21 protein-coding genes, 1 other RNA gene and 2 pseudogenes are annotated in these 17068 nt (G+C 70.3%); 17 read left to right on the plus strand and 7 right to left on the minus strand.

The genetic code is table 11. The features are described from left to right. The 3 genes and pseudogenes from ABD056_RS20815 to efp form a co-directional block, all read right to left on the minus strand. Positions 1–343: pseudogene (locus tag ABD056_RS20815) on the minus strand (hypothetical protein); the annotation flags it as partial. Positions 344–478: 135 nt separating this feature from the next. Next, positions 479–1285: an inositol monophosphatase family protein gene (locus ABD056_RS20820; protein WP_343869924.1), complete on the minus strand. Its 807-nt coding sequence runs from the start codon at positions 1283–1285 to the stop codon at positions 479–481. A 15-nt stretch (positions 1286–1300) separates the two neighbouring features. Continuing rightward, on the minus strand, positions 1301–1870 hold the full coding sequence (gene efp, locus ABD056_RS20825) for an elongation factor P (RefSeq protein WP_343869926.1): 570 nt from the start codon (positions 1868–1870) through the stop codon (positions 1301–1303). Positions 1871–2012: 142 nt separating this feature from the next. On the opposite strand from efp, the gene epmA reads away from it, so the two are divergent. After that, entirely contained in the window at positions 2013–3053 is a 1041-nt protein-coding gene (epmA, locus tag ABD056_RS20830) for an EF-P lysine aminoacylase EpmA (RefSeq protein WP_343869928.1), read from the plus strand. Here the strand turns inward: epmA and ABD056_RS20835 are convergent. The 4 genes from ABD056_RS20835 to ABD056_RS20850 all read right to left on the minus strand — a co-directional run bounded on the left by ABD056_RS20835 (position 3044) and on the right by ABD056_RS20850 (position 4919). Then, on the minus strand, positions 3044–3445 hold the full coding sequence (locus tag ABD056_RS20835; protein ID WP_343869929.1) for a type II toxin-antitoxin system HicB family antitoxin: 402 nt from the start codon (positions 3443–3445) through the stop codon (positions 3044–3046). The two genes, epmA and ABD056_RS20835, sit on opposite strands and share 10 nt — an antisense overlap. 9 nt (positions 3446–3454) lie before the next feature. After that, positions 3455–3655, minus strand: a complete 201-nt coding sequence (locus ABD056_RS20840) for a type II toxin-antitoxin system HicA family toxin (protein ID WP_343869931.1) — start codon at positions 3653–3655, stop codon at positions 3455–3457. Between the two features lie 85 nt (positions 3656–3740). Beyond that, entirely contained in the window at positions 3741–4457 is a 717-nt protein-coding gene (thiE, locus tag ABD056_RS20845; RefSeq protein ID WP_343869933.1) for a thiamine phosphate synthase, read from the minus strand. 63 nt (positions 4458–4520) lie between these two features. Next, positions 4521–4919: a hypothetical protein gene (locus tag ABD056_RS20850; RefSeq protein WP_343869934.1), complete on the minus strand. Its 399-nt coding sequence runs from the start codon at positions 4917–4919 to the stop codon at positions 4521–4523. A 115-nt stretch (positions 4920–5034) separates the two neighbouring features. Between ABD056_RS20850 and ABD056_RS20855 the strand changes: the two genes are divergently transcribed. The 16 genes and pseudogenes from ABD056_RS20855 to ABD056_RS20930 form a co-directional block, all read left to right on the plus strand. Further along, positions 5035–6006 (plus strand): coiled-coil domain-containing protein, encoded by a 972-nt coding sequence (locus tag ABD056_RS20855; protein WP_343869935.1) that lies wholly within the window; start codon positions 5035–5037, stop codon positions 6004–6006. A gap of 20 nt (positions 6007–6026) precedes the next feature. Then, a complete protein-coding gene (locus tag ABD056_RS20860; protein WP_343869936.1) occupies positions 6027–6353 on the plus strand; it encodes a cell division protein ZapA in 327 nt (108 codons plus the stop codon). Between the two features lie 9 nt (positions 6354–6362). Next, positions 6363–6523, plus strand: a non-coding RNA gene (gene ssrS, locus ABD056_RS20865) — 6S RNA. Between the two features lie 49 nt (positions 6524–6572). Next, on the plus strand, positions 6573–7172 hold the full coding sequence (locus ABD056_RS20870) for a 5-formyltetrahydrofolate cyclo-ligase (protein WP_343869938.1): 600 nt from the start codon (positions 6573–6575) through the stop codon (positions 7170–7172). Further along, positions 7169–7984 (plus strand): TIGR00282 family metallophosphoesterase, encoded by an 816-nt coding sequence (locus ABD056_RS20875; RefSeq protein WP_343869939.1) that lies wholly within the window; start codon positions 7169–7171, stop codon positions 7982–7984. The genes ABD056_RS20870 and ABD056_RS20875 overlap by 4 nt, the downstream gene beginning before the upstream one ends. Before the next feature lie 506 nt (positions 7985–8490). After that, complete coding sequence (locus ABD056_RS20880) at positions 8491–9234, plus strand: YebC/PmpR family DNA-binding transcriptional regulator (RefSeq protein ID WP_343869941.1); 744 nt, start codon at positions 8491–8493, stop codon at positions 9232–9234. 61 nt (positions 9235–9295) lie between these two features. Then, positions 9296–9835 carry a crossover junction endodeoxyribonuclease RuvC gene (gene ruvC / locus ABD056_RS20885; RefSeq protein ID WP_343869956.1) on the plus strand — a complete coding sequence of 180 codons (540 nt, stop codon included), beginning with the start codon at positions 9296–9298 and terminating at the stop codon, positions 9833–9835. After that, entirely contained in the window at positions 9832–10488 is a 657-nt protein-coding gene (gene ruvA, locus ABD056_RS20890; RefSeq protein ID WP_343869942.1) for a Holliday junction branch migration protein RuvA, read from the plus strand. The genes ruvC and ruvA overlap by 4 nt, the downstream gene beginning before the upstream one ends. A gap of 10 nt (positions 10489–10498) precedes the next feature. Then, complete coding sequence (gene ruvB, locus ABD056_RS20895; RefSeq protein ID WP_343869944.1) at positions 10499–11560, plus strand: Holliday junction branch migration DNA helicase RuvB; 1062 nt, start codon at positions 10499–10501, stop codon at positions 11558–11560. Then, the gene (locus ABD056_RS20900) at positions 11557–12021 is read left to right on the plus strand and encodes a YbgC/FadM family acyl-CoA thioesterase (RefSeq protein WP_343869946.1); all 465 of its coding nucleotides are present in this window, start codon (positions 11557–11559) and stop codon (positions 12019–12021) included. The genes ruvB and ABD056_RS20900 overlap by 4 nt, the downstream gene beginning before the upstream one ends. Before the next feature lie 7 nt (positions 12022–12028). Next, the gene (gene tolQ, locus ABD056_RS20905) at positions 12029–12739 is read left to right on the plus strand and encodes a protein TolQ (RefSeq protein ID WP_343869948.1); all 711 of its coding nucleotides are present in this window, start codon (positions 12029–12031) and stop codon (positions 12737–12739) included. 3 nt (positions 12740–12742) lie between these two features. Continuing rightward, positions 12743–13222, plus strand: coding sequence for a protein TolR (gene tolR / locus ABD056_RS20910; protein WP_343869950.1), 480 nt, complete (start codon positions 12743–12745; stop codon positions 13220–13222). 15 nt (positions 13223–13237) lie between these two features. After that, positions 13238–14317 (plus strand): energy transducer TonB, encoded by a 1080-nt coding sequence (locus ABD056_RS20915; protein ID WP_343869952.1) that lies wholly within the window; start codon positions 13238–13240, stop codon positions 14315–14317. 82 nt (positions 14318–14399) lie between these two features. After that, positions 14400–15743 (plus strand): Tol-Pal system beta propeller repeat protein TolB, encoded by a 1344-nt coding sequence (gene tolB, locus ABD056_RS20920; RefSeq protein ID WP_343869958.1) that lies wholly within the window; start codon positions 14400–14402, stop codon positions 15741–15743. 139 nt (positions 15744–15882) lie between these two features. Further along, entirely contained in the window at positions 15883–16416 is a 534-nt protein-coding gene (gene pal, locus ABD056_RS20925; RefSeq protein ID WP_343869954.1) for a peptidoglycan-associated lipoprotein Pal, read from the plus strand. A gap of 148 nt (positions 16417–16564) precedes the next feature. After that, positions 16565–17068: pseudogene (locus ABD056_RS20930) on the plus strand (hypothetical protein); the annotation flags it as partial.

Below are 17068 nucleotides of genomic sequence, written 5' to 3' on the forward strand. Positions count from 1 at the left end.
GGCGGGTCGGGGGCGGAGTGGCAGCCGGGGCGGGCGGCTTGGCGGCCGGGGCGCCGGGCTGCTGCGGCTTCGGGCGCGGGGCTTCGGCCCGCACCGGCGGCGGGGCCGGCTTCTTCGGCGCCGTCGGGCGCGGGGCGGCGGCGGGCGGCGGCTTCAGCGTCGGTGCCGGCTCGCCAGGAACCAGCAGGCGGCTTTGCGGCGCGCGGCCGCCGGGGAAGGCGAGGGCTTCGTCAGGACTGGCCGCCAGCGGCGCGTACCCCTGGGCCGCAGCGGGAGTCGCGGCGGCGGCGAGGCCGGCGGCCAGGCCGAGAGCCAGAAGGGGGCGGCGGGGCGGGCAGCTCATGAAGGGAACGGCAGCCTTTGCGCAGGAGATGGACAAAAGCCCCGAAGGCAGGAACCTTCGGGGCCTCCGTTCATGGGTATACCCTATCGCGCGTGTCCGGGGCAACCCGGTGCAACGCCCGATCTTGACGACAGATCAAGCGTTTGCCTTGCGGATCAGGTCGCCGAGCGGGCCGATGAGGCGTTCGTTGGCGGCGATGATGTTGCCCGACTTCATCGGGTCGCCGCCCTTGCCGTCCAGGTCGGCGACGAAGCCGCCGGCTTCCTTCACCAGCAGGATGCCGGCCGCGATGTCCCACGGCTTCAGCCCGTGTTCCCAGAACCCGTCGTAACGCCCGGCCGCCACATAGGCGAGATCGAGCGCCGCCGAGCCCATGCGGCGGATGCCCGCGGTGGCGGTCATCACATGCGCCAGTTCACGCAGGTAAGGGCCGTGCTCGCCGCGGCCGAGGTGCGGGATGCCGGTGCCGATCACCGCCTGATCCAGGCGCTGACGGCCGGCGACACGCAGGCGGCGCTCGTTCAGGAAGGCGCCGCCGCCCTTCTCGGCGAAGAACATCTCGTCGGTGATGGGGTTGTAGATCACCCCCGCCTGCAGCTCGCCCGCCCGCTCCAGGCCGATCGAGATGGCGAAGTGCGGCATGCCGTGGATGAAGTTGGTGGTGCCGTCGATGGGGTCGACGATCCAGCGGTGATCCAGCGCGCCTTCGGCCGCCGGAGTCTCGCCGCCTTCCTCGCCGAGGAAGCCCCAGCCCGGGCGGGCCTTGGACAGCTCCGCCCGCAGGATCTTCTCGGCCCGCAGGTCGGCGGCGGAGACGAAGTCGCTCGGTCCCTTGACGGAGACCTGCAGCTGTTCGACTTCACCGAAATCACGCACCATGGCCCGCGCCGCCTTCTTGGCGGCGTTGACCATGACGTTGAGGTTGGGAGAGCGCAAAGCCATCGGTGTGGGTGTGCCTCAGTCCTTGGCGCGTTCGACGTAAGAGCAGTCGGCGGTGTTGACGACGATGCGGGTGCCGGCCTCGATGAACGGCGGGATCATGACCTTCAGGCCGTTGGACAGCAGGCCCGGCTTGTAGGAGCTGGAGGCCGTCTGGCCCTTCACCACGGCGTCGGCCTCGACCACTTCCAGCACCACGGTGCTCGGCAGGGTCACGGAAACCGGCTTGCCTTCAATGGTGTCGACCACGACTTCCATGCCGTCCTGCAGGAAGGCGGCCTGTTCGTCGGCGATCTCGTCGCGGGACATGGGGAACTGTTCGTAAGTTTCCTTGTCCATGAAGTTGTAGCCGGCGTCGTCGGCGAACAGGTAGGTGCAGTCGATCTGCCGGACGTCCAGCTTCTCCACGGTGTCGGCGGTGCGCCAACGCTCGTTGGTCTTGTTGCCCGAAGCGACGTCGCGCATTTCCACCTGAATGAAGGCGCCACCCTTGCCCGGCTGGATCAGCTGGATCTTGAGCACCTGCCACTGCTTGCCCTGGTGTTCGAGCACATGACCGGGACGAATCGTGTTGGCCTGGATCTTCATCGGAAGTCTACCAAGTAAGTGAGATTGATCGATTGACGGAGTTGCCGGGTTCTATCAGGTTGCCGGCCCCGTGGCAACCACGGCCCCTTACTCCGGCCGGCGATGCCGCCTCGTGCCCGTGTCCTCGCACCAACGGATGACCATGACGCGCGTTCCCGCTTCCCCGTCCGCCGCCCGTCCGTGGTGGCATCCCGACGCCCTGGCGGAGCGTCTGCCGCACCTGCACACCCGCGCCCGCGTCATCGCCGACCTGCGGCGGTTCTTCGCCGAGCGCGACTTCCTGGAGGTGGAAACGCCCTGCCTGCAGACCGCGCCGGGCATGGAAACCCACCTGCAGGCCTTCGCCACCGACCTGACCGACCCCTTCGGCGGCCCGTCCAGGCGCCTTTATCTGCACACCAGCCCCGAATTCGCCATGAAGAAGCTGCTGGCCGGCGGCCTGCCGCGCATCTTCCAGCTGGCGCGGGTATGGCGCAACGGCGAGCGCTCGCCCACCCACAACCCGGAATTCACCATGCTGGAGTGGTACCGCGCCGGCGCCGGCCTCGCCGACCTGATGGACGACTGCGACGCCATCCTCGCCCTGACCGGCGTCGCCGCCGAGCCGGCGGAACGGCTGTCGGTGAACGAGGCGTTCCGGCGCTGGGCCGGCTTCGACCTGCTGGCGACCGTCGACGACCCCGACTCGCCCGACCCCGATCCGCGTCCTCTCCAGGCCGAAGCGGTGCGTCTCGGCCACGACGCCCGCCCCGGCGAGCGGTGGGAGGACGTGTTCTTCCGCCTGATGTTCGCCCACATCGACCCCAACCTGGGCATGGACGGGCGGGCGACCATCCTGCATTCCTGGCCGGCCTGCATGGCGGCGCTGGCCCGCCGCGACCCCGCCGACCCGCGGGTGGCGGAGCGGTTCGAGATCTACAAGGACGGGGTGGAACTGGCCAACGCCTTCGCCGAACTCACCGACCCGGCGGAGCAGCGCCGCCGTTACGAGCACGACATGGCGCTGAAGGAACGGCTGTACGGCGAGCGCTGGCCGGTGGACGAGGATTTCCTGGCGGCGCTGGAGTTCGGCCTGCCCGACTCCGCCGGCATCGCTCTTGGCCTCGACCGCCTGGTGATGCTGGCGGCGGGGGTGCGGGAGATCGATCAGGTGCTGTGGGCGCCGGTCTGCCCTCAGCCCTGACCGGCGCGGCGGGACCGCAGTTCGGCGCGGGCGGCCTCGGCCAGGAAGGCGCTGCGGTTGGAGCTGACGGCGTCGATCTGGGCCAGCAGGTCCTCGTCCATGCTCACGTTCACCCGCACCGAGCGGCCGGGCAGCGCAGCGCGGACCAGGATGCGCGCCGCTTCCTGCACCTCGGGGTCGGCCGGAATGCGGCGCAGGTCGGACGGCTCGGGAATGGGGTCGCCATCCTCCAGCATCAGCCGGAGATGGCCGCCGAGTGCCACCTCCGCATTCAGCGCCGCGGCCTGGAGATCGGCGCCGGCGCTGGTGCAGCCGGGCAGGTCGGGGAAGAACACGCAGAAGCCGCTGCTCTCGTCGCCTTCGACAATGGCGGGGTAGTATTTCACGGCCATGGCTGTCTCCTACCGCAGGCGAATGCCGGCCTGACGCTCGATGCTCTTCAGGGTGCCGACGGCGATGTCCCTGACCGGATGCGGCACCGTCACCTTGCCGGGCTTGGCCGGGTGCTTGAAGTGGTGGTGGTCGCCGGTGACGCCGACCAGCCGCCAACCATCGTCCTCAAGGGCCGCGATGACATCGCGGCTGCTCCGGCTCGTTCCCATGGCGTCCTCCCCCGCTCGGGCCGAGGGTCGCGCCGGCGGGGCCGTCTGTCAACTTGGCGCGTGTGTATCAGTTGCGCAAGCTGCGTCAATCCCGCCCCATCAGCCGGTTCAACTCCCGCACCGCCGCTTCCGGCCCCTCCGGCCAGGTCCACACGCCGGAGGACACGGCGAGGAAGTCGGCGCCGGCGTCGATGAGGGGCTTGGCGTTGGCTGGGGTGATGCCACCGATGGCGACGCAGGGCACCGTCATCATCGCCTGCCACCACTCCAGAATGGCGAGGTCGGCGCGGGCCTTGGGGGTCTTGGTCGCGGTCTCGTAGAAGGCGCCGAAGGCGACGTAATCCGCTCCGTCCTCGGCCGCCACCATGGCCAGGTGACGGCTGTCGTGGCAGGTGACGCCGACGATGGCATCCGGCCCCATCAGGCGCCGGGCCTCGCGGTAGGGGGTGTCCTCCTGCCCGACGTGGACGCCGTCGCAGCCGGTCTGGCGGGCGAGGTCGGGGCGGTCGTTGAGGATGACCGCCACGTCGCGCGCCTGCGCCAGCGGCCGCAGCACGTCCACCGCGCGGCGGATGGCGTCGTCGCCCACATCCTTCAGGCGGATCTGCAGGGCGGCCACGTCGCCGGCCTCCAGCGTCCGCTCCAGCACCGCGGCAAAGGCGGCGAGGTCGTCCAGCCGCGGCGGGGTGATGAGGTAGAGGCGGCAGGGCTCGCGCTCGATGTCTTCCGCCGGCTCGTCGTCCGCGTCGTCGTCGTCATCGAGGTCGATGTCGTCGGGCAGGTCGTCGTCGAGGTCGGCCATGGGGGCGGATGCCTTCTTGTGCGAGGGAGATCGGGTCCGCCCGTTGTAACGGCGGCGGCGGCCTTATGCCAGCCCGAGAAAACGCCGGCAGGCGGCGGCGGGGTCGGCCTGCCCTTGCAGGTCGAGCAGCGCCGCCGGCGCGCCGGTATCCACCACCGCCCCCAGCTCGGCCGCCACCGCCGCCACCGCCGCCGCCGCCGGACCCGGCTCCAGCCGCACCGCCGGCAGGCCGAGGCGCAGGGCGGCGAGGGCCAAGCCGGGGGCATCGCCGCAATCGAGCACCGGCAGCAGCGGCGGCGCGGTGCTGGTCACCAGGGCGGCGAACCACGGCACGCCCTGGCGGCGCGGGCAGTCGGGCGGGCTCTGCACGATCACCGGCACGCCAAGGGCGCGCGCCGCCGCCACATGGGCAGCGGTGTGGACGATCAGGCGGGGCAGGGCGATCAGGTCGGCAGCGGTCATGGTCGAACGAGGGAAAACCCAGCCGGATGGGCTGTCAACGCCAGTTCTAAGACATTGACGCGCGGAAAAGGCGGGAATATTCTGACGCACAACTCAAGAATTCGGCGATAGGGCTTTGAAAGACTTATCGATCTATAAGCTGAAGCGGGTCGACGGCGCCGTCACCGCCCTGATCGAGGCGGTGCAGCGGCTGGAAGATGCCGCCGCCGCCAGCGCCACCGCCTTTGAGGACGAGCGCGGTCGGCTGGTCGAGGATCGCGACCGGCTCGCCGAGGAAGCCTCGCGCCTGGCCGACGAGCTGGAGCAGCGTCAGGGCGCCGATACGGCGCTGGCGGCCGAAAATGCCCGCCTGTCGACGGAACTGGAGACCCTGCGCAACCAGCTGGCCCGCGCCCAGGCGGAAAATGCCCGCCTTGCCGACAGCCACCGCGCCGCCGCCGCCGAGGATCGCACCGAGCTGCTGGCTGAACTGGCGGCCGTGCGGGCGGAAGCCGAACGCCTGGATGCCGAGCTTGCCGAGGTGCAGGGCGAGCGCGACCGGCTGGCCGTCGATCTGGCCGCGGCCCGTCAGGCCCCCGTCGCCCCTGCCGGCAGCGGCGAGCTTGCCGCCGAACTGGCCGCCGTGCGGGCGGAAGCCGAGCATCTGGCGGCCGAACTGGCCGCCGTGCGGGCGGAGGCGGACCGGCTGGCCAACGACCTCGCCCTCGGCAGCCCGGACGCCGCCGATGCCGCCGAACTGGCCGCCGTGCGGGCGGAGGCGGAGCGGCTCGACAGCGAGCTGACCGCCGTCACCGTCGAGCGCGACCGTCTGGCCGAGCAGCTGGCCCAGGTGCGGGCGCGGGTGGAGGCAGCCGCCGCCGCCCATACCCGCAGCGAGCAGAGCGCCGCCGATCTCCACGCCGCCCGCAACGAGGCCGAGCGCCTGGCAGCCGATCTGGCCGAGGCGCGGGCCGAGCGCAGCCGCCTCGTCGACCAGCTGGCGGCCCTGCGCGGCGAGCATCAGCGGCTGAAGGAAGCCTCCGGCCGCATCACCGGCCGCCTTGACACCACCATCGGGCGCCTGCGCGCGGTGCTGGAACAGACCTGACGCAGGGGGACGGGACGCACGTGGGACAGGTCACCATCACCATCAACGAGCGCGCCTATACGGTCGCCTGCGACGACGGCCAGGAAGCGCATATCGAGCAGCTGGGCAATTACCTGGATGCCCGCGCCCGCGATCTGGTGCGCAACGTCGGCATGGTCAGCGACAATCTGCTGCTGGTCATGACGGCGCTGACGGTGGCGGACGAACTCACCGACGCCCACGGCGAGCTGGAAGTCCTGCGCGGCGACGGCGAAGCCCGCGAACAGGCCGAGGCGGAGGTGGTGGATGCGCTTGATTCTGTGGCGCAACGCATTTCCACCGTTGCCGACCGGCTTGAACAGTCCTAAGTAAGAGCTGCGAGGCTGCCCGGTGCGTTAGGCCGCACAACTCCCGGGGGCTATACATATAAAATTGGGAGCTGTCCCTGGCAGGGCCGTGGCCTTGCTACACGGCGCCCACGTGTTGCTCGTGGCCCAGGTGGAGGTCGCGTAGAGCCGACGGCCAGGGTGGCTTCGCACCCCTTCCTTTTTTCTCCCTCTCCTTACGCTGCCAGCCGGTCCCGTTCCATGGAAGCACTCGCCGACACGAAGAAGCGCCTGCGGGCGGCGTGTCTGGCGCAGCGACCGGCGGTGGCGGCGGCGGCCGGGCGCGAGCGCGCCGCCCTGGCGCTGCGCGACGCGGTGCTGGCGGTGCCGGCGGTGCGTGATGCGGCGGTGGTGGCCGGCTTCTGGCCCATGCGGGAGGAAATCGACGTGCTGCCCCTGCTGACGGCGATCATCGCGCGCGGCGGCCGCGCCGCCCTGCCGGTGGTGGTCGCCCGCGATGCGCCGCTGCAGTTCCGCCTGTGGCAGCCGGGCATGACGCTGGAGGACGGACCCTTCGGCACCCGCCATCCCCCCCTTGCCGCCGGCCCTGCCGACCCCGACGTGGTGCTGGTGCCGCTGGTCGCGTTCGATCGCGCCGGCGGCCGCCTCGGCTACGGTGGCGGCTTCTACGACCGCACGCTGGAGGCGCTGCGCCGCCGCCGCCCGGTGGTGGCGCTCGGCGTCGCCTATGGCGGACAGGAAGTGCCGCAGGTGCCCGAGGAAGCCCACGACGAACCGCTGGACGGCATCGCCACCGAAGCCGGCCTGCTGGCAGTGAACAGGCGAAAGGACTTGGCATGAGGCTGCTGTATCTAGGAGACGTGGTCGGACGGTCGGGCCGCGATGCCGTGCAGGAGCATCTGCCCGCGCTGCGCAAGTCGCTCAAGCTCGACGCCGTCATCGTCTGCGGCGAGAACGCGGCCCACGGCTTCGGCATCAACATCCGCATCGTGCAGGACATGCTGGAGATGGGGGTGGACGTCATCACCCTCGGCAACCACGCCTGGGACCAGCGGGAGATCCTGCCCTACATCGACAAGCAGCCGCGCCTGATCCGCCCGGCCAACTTCCCGCCCGGCACGCCGGGGCGCGGATCGGTGATCCATGTCACCGAACGCGGCCGCAAGGTGCTGGTGATCCAGGTCATGGGCCGCCTGTTCATGGACCCGCTGGACGACCCCTTCCAGGTGCTGGAGGCGGAACTGGCGCGCCATCCGCTGCGGGCCGCCGTCGATGCCATCGTCGTCGATGTCCATGCCGAGGCGACCAGCGAGAAGGCCGCCATCGGCCACTTCTGCGACGGCCGCGTCACCCTGGTGGTGGGCAGCCACACCCATGTGCCGACCGCCGACCACGCCATTTTCCCGGGCGGCACAGCCTATCAGTCCGATGCCGGCATGTGCGGCGACTATGACAGCGTCATCGGCATGCGCAAGGAAGGCGCCACCCAGCGCTTCGTCCGCAAGCTGCCGGGGGAAAAGCTGATCCCGGCGGAAGGGCCGGGCACTCTGTGCGGCCTGTTCGTGGAAAGCGACGATGCCACCGGCCTCGCCAGGCGGGTGGAGCCGGTGCGCCTGGGCGGCCGGCTGTCGCAGGTGATGCCCGTTCTGTAGGGCGTCTCTGTCGGGCGCCCGCGCATCCTGAAGTGGTGACGGAAGTTGCCTCAGCTATGATGCGCCCCGGCAGGCGGGAAGCAGGAGCCTCGACGCAGTCCCCGAGGCCGGCCGGGACGATGGGCGCCCCGGCCGACGGCAGATCGCCTCTGCCTGCTTTCGGAGGACGACGAGATGCGAATACCGCGCATCCGCGTCATTCTGGAGATCCGAAAGAGCCCGGATGGCGGACTGCGATTCCTCATCCGGGTGGACTTCGCACTCTAGAAGAAGAGGGGCGGGTCGGCGCATGCCGGCTCGTCCCACTCCGAACAACAGTTTAGGCGCAACTGCCGCCGCCCGCAAGGCCACCCGTGCGGGCCTTGCGCCTACCCCTTCCAACCGCCGTCCGATCCTGCCATAGTCCGCCCGAATCGCCGGGGCGGGAGCGCGGACTCCTGGCAAAGACCACGACATCTGGTATAACTCCCGGCAGTGAACCCGTAGATACGGTCGGACGAGACGTTATGGCTGGTCATTCCAAGTTCAAGAACATCATGCACCGCAAGGGTGCGCAGGACGCCAAGCGCGCCAAGGTCTTCACCAAGCTCGCCAAGGAAATCACCGTGGCGGCCAAGACCGGCCTGCCGGAGCCTGACAAGAACCCCCGCCTGCGCGCCGCCATCGCCGCCGCGCGGGCGCAGTCCATGCCCAAGGACAACATCGACCGCGCCATCAAGCGGGCCCTGCCGGGCGGCGATTCCGCCGATTACGCCGAAGTGGCCTATGAAGGCATGGGGCCGGGCAATGTCTCTGTCATCGTCGAGACGCTGACCGACAACCGCAACCGCACCGCCGCCGACGTGCGCGCCGCCTTCACCAAGTACGGCGGCGGCCTGTCGACCGTGGCGTTCAACTTCGAGCGCGTCGGCCTGATCCAGTACCCGGCCGCCAAGGGCGACGCCGACAGCATCCTGGAAGCCGCCATCGACGCCGGCGCCCAGGACGTGGAAAGCGACGAGGACACCCACTCCATCTACACCGCGCCCGATGACCTGTCGGCGGTGCGCGATGCCCTGGAAGCCCAGCTGGGCGAGCCGGACATCTGCCGCCTGGACTGGAAGGCGCTCACCCTGGTCGACATCACCGACGAGGATCAGGCCAAGAGCCTGATGAAGTTCCTCGACGTGCTGGAGGACAACGACGACGTCCAGCGCGTGTCGGCCAACTTCAACATCGCCGACGACATCATGGAGCGCCTGGGCGCGTGATCACGCGGCGGGGGCCTGTGACCAGGGCGGCGGCGGGCGGCAGCGGGGCAACGCCATGGTGATCCGCGTGCTCGGCCTCGACCCCGGCCTGCGCAACACCGGCTGGGGGGTGATCGAGGTGGACGGCAACCGCCTGCGGGCGGTGGCCGACGGCACCGTACGCTCCGACGAGAGCCTGGGGCTGGCCGAACGGCTGGCCCAGCTCTACGCCGGCCTGGAACGGGTGATCGCCGAGCATGCCCCCCACGAGGCGGCGGTGGAGAACACCTTCGTCAACGTGAACCCGGCCTCGACGCTGAAGCTCGGCCAGGCCCGCGGCGTGGTGCTGCTGGCCCCGGCGCGGGCCGGCATCCCGGTCAGCGAGTATCAGCCGAGCCTGGTGAAGAAGGCGGTGGTCGGCACCGGCGTCGCCGCCAAACAGCAGATGGGGATGATGGTGAAGGCCCTGCTTCCGGGTGCCGCCTGCGACAGTGCCGACAGCGCCGATGCGCTGGCGGTGGCCATCTGCCATGCCCATTTCCGCGCCTCCGCCGCCGCCCTGGCGCTGGCGGCGGCGGGCACCGGAGCCGGCGCGGCAGCCGGCGGCAGGAGACGGCGATGATCGCCCGCCTGAAGGGCCTGATCGACAGCCTGGGCGACGACTGGGCAGTGATCGACGTCAACGGCGTCGGCTACCTGGTGTTCTGCTCCGGCCGCACCCTCGGCACCCTGGCGGTGGGCGAGGCGGCGGTGCTGGAGGTCGAGACCCATGTGCGCGAGGATCACATCCACCTCTACGGCTTTGCCGGCAAGGGCGAGCGCGATGCCTTCCGCCTGCTGACCACGGTGCAGGGGGTGGGCGCCAAGGTGGCGCTCGCCATCCTGTCGGTAGCGACGCCGCAGGTGCTGGCCCAGGCCATCGCCGCCGGCGACAAGGCGCCGCTGGTGCGGGCCTCGGGCGTCGGGCCGAAGCTGGCGTCGCGCATCCTGTCGGAACTGAAGGACAAGGCGACCGTGCTCGGCGCCGTGTTCCAGCCGGGTGCCGCCGGCACCGCCTCGGCCACCGTCACCGCCGGCCATCCGGCGGCAGGCGAGGGGGCGGCGGCCGGTGACGGCGGATCGCCGGTGGAGGACGCCACCTCGGCGCTGGTCAACCTGGGCTACCGCCGCATGGAGGCCTTCGCCGCCGTCGCCCGGGCCGCCCAGGCGCAGGGGGAGGCGGCCGGCGTGTCCTCGCTGGTGACCGCCGCCCTCAAGGACCTGGCGCAGCTGTAGGAGCCGACCCATGGGCGACGAACGCATCATCTCCGGCCGCCGCCGCGAGGACGACGCCGAGCTGACCACCCGGCCGCAGACCCTGTCCGACTTCATCGGCCAGAAGGTGCTGCGGGAAAACCTGGGCGTCTACATCGCCGCAGCCCGCCAGCGCGGCCAGGCGCTCGACCACGTGCTGTTCCACGGGCCGCCGGGCCTCGGCAAGACGACGCTGGCGCAGATTGTGGCGCGCGAGCTGGGGGTGGGCTTCCGGGCGACCTCCGGCCCGATGATCGCCCGCGCCGGCGATCTGGCCGCCATCCTGACCAACCTGGAACGCAACGACGTTCTCTTCATCGATGAAATCCATCGCCTTAATCCTGCCATAGAGGAAGTGCTGTATCCGGCCATGGAGGATTTCCAGCTGGATCTGGTGATCGGCGAGGGGCCGGCGGCGCGCAGCGTGCGCATCGACCTGCAGCCGTTCACCCTGGTCGGGGCGACCACGCGGCGCGGCCTGCTGACCCGCCCGCTGCGCGACCGGTTCGGAATTCCGCTGCAGATGAACTTCTACGACCCGGAGGAACTGGAGGCGATCGTGCGCAGGGGTGCCGCGGTGCTGGGACTGGAGATCACCGCCGACGGCGCGATGGAAATCGCCCGCCGGTCGCGCGGCACGCCGCGCGTCGCCGGCCGCCTGCTGCGCCGGGTGGCGGATTTCGCCCTGGTCGCCAGACGCTCCCCGGTCGACCGGGTGGTGGCCGACGCGGCGCTGAAGCGCCTGGACGTCGACGCCATGGGCCTCGACACCATGGACCGCCGCTACCTCGACTGCATGGCCCGCCATTACGGCGGCGGCCCGGTGGGGGTGGAGACGCTGGCGGCGGCGCTGTCGGAGGAACGCGACACCCTGGAAGAGGTGATCGAGCCCTTCGTCATCCAGAAGGGGCTGATCCAGCGCACCCCGCGCGGCCGCGTGCTGACCGATGCCGGCTTCCGCCACATCGGCCTGACGCCGCCGGCCCGCGAGGCCGCCCAGGGGCCGCAGCTCGACCTGCTCGACGGTCGCGACGACGACGGGGAGACGCCATGACCGGCGCCGCCTCCGTCCCGCCGCCCGCGCCGGCGCAGGGCGTGATCCGCGCCGGCGTGCATGTGTTCCCGGTGCGGGTGTACTACGAGGACACCGATGCCGGCCGCATCGTCTATCACGCCCGCTACCTGCATTTCGCAGAGCGGGCGCGGTCGGAACTGCTGCGGCTGGCCGGGTTCGACAACCGGGACCTGATGGCGGACCCCGGCATTGCCTTCGCCGTCCGGCGGGCGAGCCTGGACTTCCGCAAGCCCGCGGTGCTGGACGACCTGCTGGAGGTCCACACCACCCTGGGGAAGATCGGCGGCGCCTCGTTCGAGGCGGTGCAGGAGATACGGCGCGACGGGGACGTCCTCGTGCGCATCGACATCAAGCTGGCCAGCATGGCGCTGGCCGGGGGCGTGGCGCGCCTGCCGGATGCGGTCAAGGACCGGCTGGCCGGGCTGATGAGCGGAGAGTAGACGTACCATGGAAGCGCAAGCCGTAGCCGCGGCAGGGCATGCCGCCGACCTGTCCATGTGGGGCCTGTTCCTGCAGGCGGACATCGTGGTCAAGGCGGTGATGATCGGCATGGTGCTGGCGTCGATCTGGTGCTGGGCGATCATCTTCGACAAGGTGATCCGCCTGCGCAAGCTGGGCGCCATGGCCGAGAATTTCGAGGAAAAGTTCTGGTCCGGCGGGTCGCTGGAAGACCTGTACGACCGCATGGGCAACCGCCCGAAGGACCCCATGAGCGCGGTGTTCGTCGCCGCCATGCGCGAATGGCGCCGCTCCGCCGGCAAGGTGGGGGCGGAGGGCGGGGCCCGCGCCTCGCTCGCCCAGCGCATCGAGCGGGTGATGCACATCACCCTGGCGCGCGAGCTGGAAAGCCTGGAGAAGCGCCTCGGCTTCCTGGCCTCCACCGGTTCGACGGCGCCGTTCATCGGCCTGTTCGGCACCGTGTGGGGCATCATGAACAGCTTCCACTCCATCGGCATGAGCAAGGACACCAGCCTTGCCACCGTGGCCCCCGGCATCGCCGAGGCGCTGTTCGCCACCGCCCTTGGCCTGGTGGCGGCCATTCCGGCGGTGATTGCCTACAACAAGATCTCGTCGGACATCGACGCCTACGCCAAGCGCCTGGAGAACTTCGCCGGCGAGTTCAGCGCCATCCTGTCGCGCCAGCTGGAGGAGCACTGATCCATGGGCATGTCCCTCAACCGGGGCGGCGGCGGGCGTCGCGGCCGGCGGACCATGAGCGACATCAACGTCACCCCCATGGTCGACGTGATGCTGGTGCTGCTGATCATCTTCATGGTGACGGCCCCGCTGCTCGCCACCGGGGTGGACGTGGAACTGCCCAACGCGGCGGCGCCCTCGCTGCCGCAGGCGGACAACACCACCATCACCATCAACGTGATGGCCGACGGCTCCATCGTGCTCAACAACGCCATGGACCAGAGCGAACGGGCCACCGACCTGGGCGGCCTGGTGGCGCAGATGGCCGCCATCCGTCAGGCCAACCCGGAAGGGCAGATCTACGTCCGCGGCGACCAGTCCATCAACTACGGACGGGTGATGGAAGTCATGGGGGCGCTGTTCTCCGCCGGCTACAAGCAGGTGGCGCTGCTCACCGATCCGAAGGCGGCGGCCAAGGCCTCCGCGCCCACCAAGACCAACTGAGGCGGCTTTTCCATCATGCTGTTCGGTGGTGACGACCCCGAGAACGACGGCCTGCGCACGGGCATGGTGCTGTCCGTGGTGCTCCACGTGGCGGTGGTGGTCGTCGGCGTCGTCGGGCTGCCGTTCCTCAAGCGCGACCTGCCGGAGGTGGAGGAGTTCGTGATGGTGGTGAACCCGCAGATCGCGGAGATCACCGCCGCCCCGCCGCCGGCGCCGAAAAAGGCGGACGTGCCGACGCCGCCGCCGGCCAAGGTCGACTCCCCCATCCCCAAGCCCGAACCGACGCCCGAGCCGCCCAAGCCCGAGCCGACGCCCAAGCCGCCCGAGCCGAAGAAGCCGGAGCCGCCCAAGCCGCAGCCCGAGCCGCCGCCGAAGCCGCCCGAGCCGAAGAAGGAAGAGCCCAAGCCCAAGCCGCCGGAACCTCCGAAGAAGGAGGAGCCGAAGCCTGAGCCCAAGCCCGAGGCCAAGCCGGAACCGAAGCCCGAGCCGAAGAAGGAAGAACCGAAGCCGGAGCCGAAGAAGGAAGAACCGAAGCCCGAGCCCAAGAAGGAAGAGCCGAAGAAGCCGGAGCCGAAAAAGGAAGAGCCGAAGAAGCCCGAGCCCGCCAAGAAGGAGGAGCCGAAGAAGGATGACTTCGACTCGCTCATGAACTCGGCCCTGAAGGACATCGCGCCGCCGAAGACGCAGCAGTCGGCGCCGCCGAAGACCGATCCCGGCCCGGCCCGCGGCTCCACCACTTCGACCGAGCACGCCAGCAACCAGGTGCAGAACGCCCCGCGCATCTCCGACATCGCCACCGCCAGCGAGCGCGAGGCCATTCGGGCGCATGTGCAGCCGCACTGGTTCCTGGACCCCGGCATGAAGGGCATCGCACAACTGTTCGTGGAGATCCGCGTCAAGCTCGGGCCGGACGGCACCGTGCAGTCGGCGCAGGTGATCTCTTCGGCGCCGCCGGGCACCGAACGCCAGTTCCAGGCGTTCGCGGAAAGCGCGCGGCGCGCCGTGCTCAAGTCCAGCCCGATCCCCATCCCCGGGGGCAAGTACGACACGTTCAAGGACATGGTCCTGGTGTTCCGGCCGGAGGACGCGCTGTGATGGTAATGTTCTCCGTGCCCGCCGCCGCGAATCCTGATACCCCTTTCTGCCGTCCAGCCTGGAGGACGACGAAGACATGCGCATGATCAGCCCGACCAAGACCTTCCTGCGCGGCATTGTGGCCGCCGTGGCCGTCGCCGTGACGGCCGCCGTGCTGGCGGTGGCGCCGGCGCGGGCGGAAGTTCGCATCGACATCACCCGCGGCAGCGTGGAGCCGATGCCCATCGCCGTGGTGCCCTTTGCCGCCGCCGATCCGCAGGCGGCGCAGCTGGGCCGCGACGTGGCCGGCGTGGTGGCGGCCGACCTGGAACGCTCCGGTCTGTTCCGCCCGCTCGACCAGGCCGCGTTCATCCAGCGCGACCTGCAGATGAACACCCCGCCGCGCTTCATGGACTGGCGGTCCATCGCCGCCCAGGCGCTGGTCCACGGCGCCGTCGAGCCGCAGCCGGACGGCCGCGTGCGCGTCAGCTACCGCCTGTGGGACGTGTTCGCCGAAAACCAGATGACCGGGCAGGTCTACACCACCCAGGTCGACAACTGGCGCCGCATCGCCCACATCATCGCCGACGACATCTACGAGCGCATCACCGGCGAAACCGGCTACTTCGACAGCCGCATCGTCTATGTGGCGGAAAGCGGCCCGGCCACCAACCGCAAGAAGCGGCTGGCCATCATGGATCAGGACGGCGCCAACCACCGCTACCTGACCGACGGCTCCACCCTGGTGCTGACGCCGCGGTTCTCGCCGACCAGCCAGGAAATCACCTTCATGTCGTACTCCAACGGCGTGCCGCGGGTGTTCCTGTACAACATCGACACGCGCCGCCAGGAACTGCTGGGTGAATTCCCGGGCATGACCTTCGCGCCGCGCTTCTCGCCGGACGGCAACAAGGTGATCCTGTCCATGGCCAAGGACGGCAACACCGACATCTTCGAGATGGACCTGCGCACCCGTCGCATCACCCGTCTGACCAACCATCCGGCCATCGACACCAGCCCGAGCTACAGCCCGGACGGCAAGCAGATCACCTTCAACTCCGACCGTGGCGGCGCCCAGCAGATCTACGTGATGGACGCCGACGGCGGCAACGTGCGCCGCATCAGCTTCGGCGATGGCCGCTATGCCACCCCGGTGTGGTCGCCGCGCGGTGACCTGATCGCCTTCACCAAGATGAAGGGCGGCCGCTTCTACATCGGCGTCATGCGCCCGGACGGCCAGGGCGAGCGCCAGCTGGCCACCGACTATCTGGTGGAAGGCCCGACCTGGGCGCCCAACGGCCGCGTGCTGCAGTTCTTCCGCCAGAGCCACGGCGGCGCCAATGCCTCGCCCAAGCTCTACTCCATCGACCTGACGGGCCACAACGAACGGCTGGTGGTCACCCCCGGCGACGGCTCCGACCCCGCCTGGTCGCCCCTGCTGCAGTGACCGTTTGATGGCACCGACTCGCCAGCTTTCCTAGGGGCTGGCGGGCGGCGCCGTTTTCCGCTACACAGGCGCCAGCCGACAGCATCGGGCTCCTGCACCGTGGGGGCGGCATCCAATTTTCGTTGGGAGTGGTGTAAAGATGAAGTTCCGTTCGCTGAGTGTGATCGCGTTCGCCGCGCTGCTCGCGGCCTGTTCGTCGCAGCCGGACGACGGTGCCGGCATGGGCGGCGCCGGCATGGGTGGTGCGGGCATGGGCGCCGGCGGCGCCGGTGCCGGCTCCGGCATGGGTGGTGCGGGCATGCACGGCACCGCCGCGCCGGGCTCGGTCGAGGAATTCCGCCAGGTGGTGGGCGACCGCGTGTTCTTCGGCACCGACGAGTTCTCGATCAACGGTGAATCGCAGCAGACCCTGCGGGCGCAGGCCCAGTGGCTGCAGCAGTACCCGCAGTACACCGTCATGATCGAAGGCCACGCCGACGAGCGCGGCACCCGCGAGTACAACCTGGCCCTCGGTGAGCGCCGCGCCGTTTCCGTGCGCGACTACCTCATCGCCCAAGGCATCGCGCCGAACCGCGTCACCGTCGTCTCCTACGGCAAGGAGCGTCCGGTGTGCGCCGAAAGCTTCGACGGCTGCTGGGCGCAGAACCGCCGTGGCGTGACCGTCCTGCGCTGATCCGGCGCCGGCAGGCCAGCTTGAAAGCGGGCGCCCCGTGCCGTCGTTCCGTGATCGCGGAACGGCGGGGCAGGGCGCCCCATTTCTGTCCGAATGCCGGTGCATGATGCCGGCGAGCGAGTGTGTGGATACCAGGGAGGTTCCGATCGTGCGCAGCAAGGGCTGGATCAGTTTCGGACGTCGGCTGGCCGGGGCGCTGCTGGTTTCCGCCAGCGTGATCGCCCTGCAGACGGCGCCCGCCGCCGCGCAGGATGCGCGCGAGATGGCGCAGCGGCTCGACCGCCTGGAGCGCGACCTGCAGGTTCTGCAGCGCCAGATCTACCGCGGCGAGGTGCCCTCCGGCGCCGCCCAGGCGCCGTCGGCCGGCATGGGCGCCGACATGTCGGGCGACGTGGCGGCACGCCTGCAGCAGCGCCTCATCCAGCTGGAAGACCTGGTGACCAAGCTCACCGGCCGGGTGGAGGAGAACCAGTATCAGGCGCAGCAGCTGTCGTCGAAGGTGGACCGCTTCGTCGATGACGTCGACTTCCGCCTGAAGGAACTGGAGAAGGGCGCCGGTCAGGCCCCGGCGGCGGCGGCGGCGGTTCCGGCTCCGGCGGCTCCGGCCGGCGGGCAGGGCGGCGGCGGCGGTGCGGCGGCGCCGGGCAGCAAC

Origin of the sequence: Caenispirillum bisanense, assembly GCF_039523075.1 — a bacterium.
Lineage (GTDB): Bacteria > Pseudomonadota > Alphaproteobacteria > Rhodospirillales > Rhodospirillaceae > Caenispirillum > Caenispirillum bisanense.

Coding starts and splice junctions, on each gene's coding strand:
- ABD056_RS20820 (WP_343869924.1), bottom strand. CDS start 1,285: ATGGCTTTGCGCTCTCCCAACCTCAACGTCATGGTCAACGCCGCCAAG.
- efp (WP_343869926.1), bottom strand. CDS start 1,870: ATGAAGATCCAGGCCAACACGATTCGTCCCGGTCATGTGCTCGAACAC.
- epmA (WP_343869928.1), top strand. CDS start 2,013: ATGACGCGCGTTCCCGCTTCCCCGTCCGCCGCCCGTCCGTGGTGGCAT.
- ABD056_RS20835 (WP_343869929.1), bottom strand. CDS start 3,445: ATGGCCGTGAAATACTACCCCGCCATTGTCGAAGGCGACGAGAGCAGC.
- ABD056_RS20840 (WP_343869931.1), bottom strand. CDS start 3,655: ATGGGAACGAGCCGGAGCAGCCGCGATGTCATCGCGGCCCTTGAGGAC.
- thiE (WP_343869933.1), bottom strand. CDS start 4,457: ATGGCCGACCTCGACGACGACCTGCCCGACGACATCGACCTCGATGAC.
- ABD056_RS20850 (WP_343869934.1), bottom strand. CDS start 4,919: ATGACCGCTGCCGACCTGATCGCCCTGCCCCGCCTGATCGTCCACACC.
- ABD056_RS20870 (WP_343869938.1), top strand. CDS start 6,573: ATGGAAGCACTCGCCGACACGAAGAAGCGCCTGCGGGCGGCGTGTCTG.
- ABD056_RS20875 (WP_343869939.1), top strand. CDS start 7,169: ATGAGGCTGCTGTATCTAGGAGACGTGGTCGGACGGTCGGGCCGCGAT.
- ABD056_RS20880 (WP_343869941.1), top strand. CDS start 8,491: ATGGCTGGTCATTCCAAGTTCAAGAACATCATGCACCGCAAGGGTGCG.
- ruvA (WP_343869942.1), top strand. CDS start 9,832: ATGATCGCCCGCCTGAAGGGCCTGATCGACAGCCTGGGCGACGACTGG.
- ruvB (WP_343869944.1), top strand. CDS start 10,499: ATGGGCGACGAACGCATCATCTCCGGCCGCCGCCGCGAGGACGACGCC.
- ABD056_RS20900 (WP_343869946.1), top strand. CDS start 11,557: ATGACCGGCGCCGCCTCCGTCCCGCCGCCCGCGCCGGCGCAGGGCGTG.
- tolQ (WP_343869948.1), top strand. CDS start 12,029: ATGGAAGCGCAAGCCGTAGCCGCGGCAGGGCATGCCGCCGACCTGTCC.
- tolR (WP_343869950.1), top strand. CDS start 12,743: ATGGGCATGTCCCTCAACCGGGGCGGCGGCGGGCGTCGCGGCCGGCGG.
- ABD056_RS20915 (WP_343869952.1), top strand. CDS start 13,238: ATGCTGTTCGGTGGTGACGACCCCGAGAACGACGGCCTGCGCACGGGC.
- tolB (WP_343869958.1), top strand. CDS start 14,400: ATGATCAGCCCGACCAAGACCTTCCTGCGCGGCATTGTGGCCGCCGTG.
- pal (WP_343869954.1), top strand. CDS start 15,883: ATGAAGTTCCGTTCGCTGAGTGTGATCGCGTTCGCCGCGCTGCTCGCG.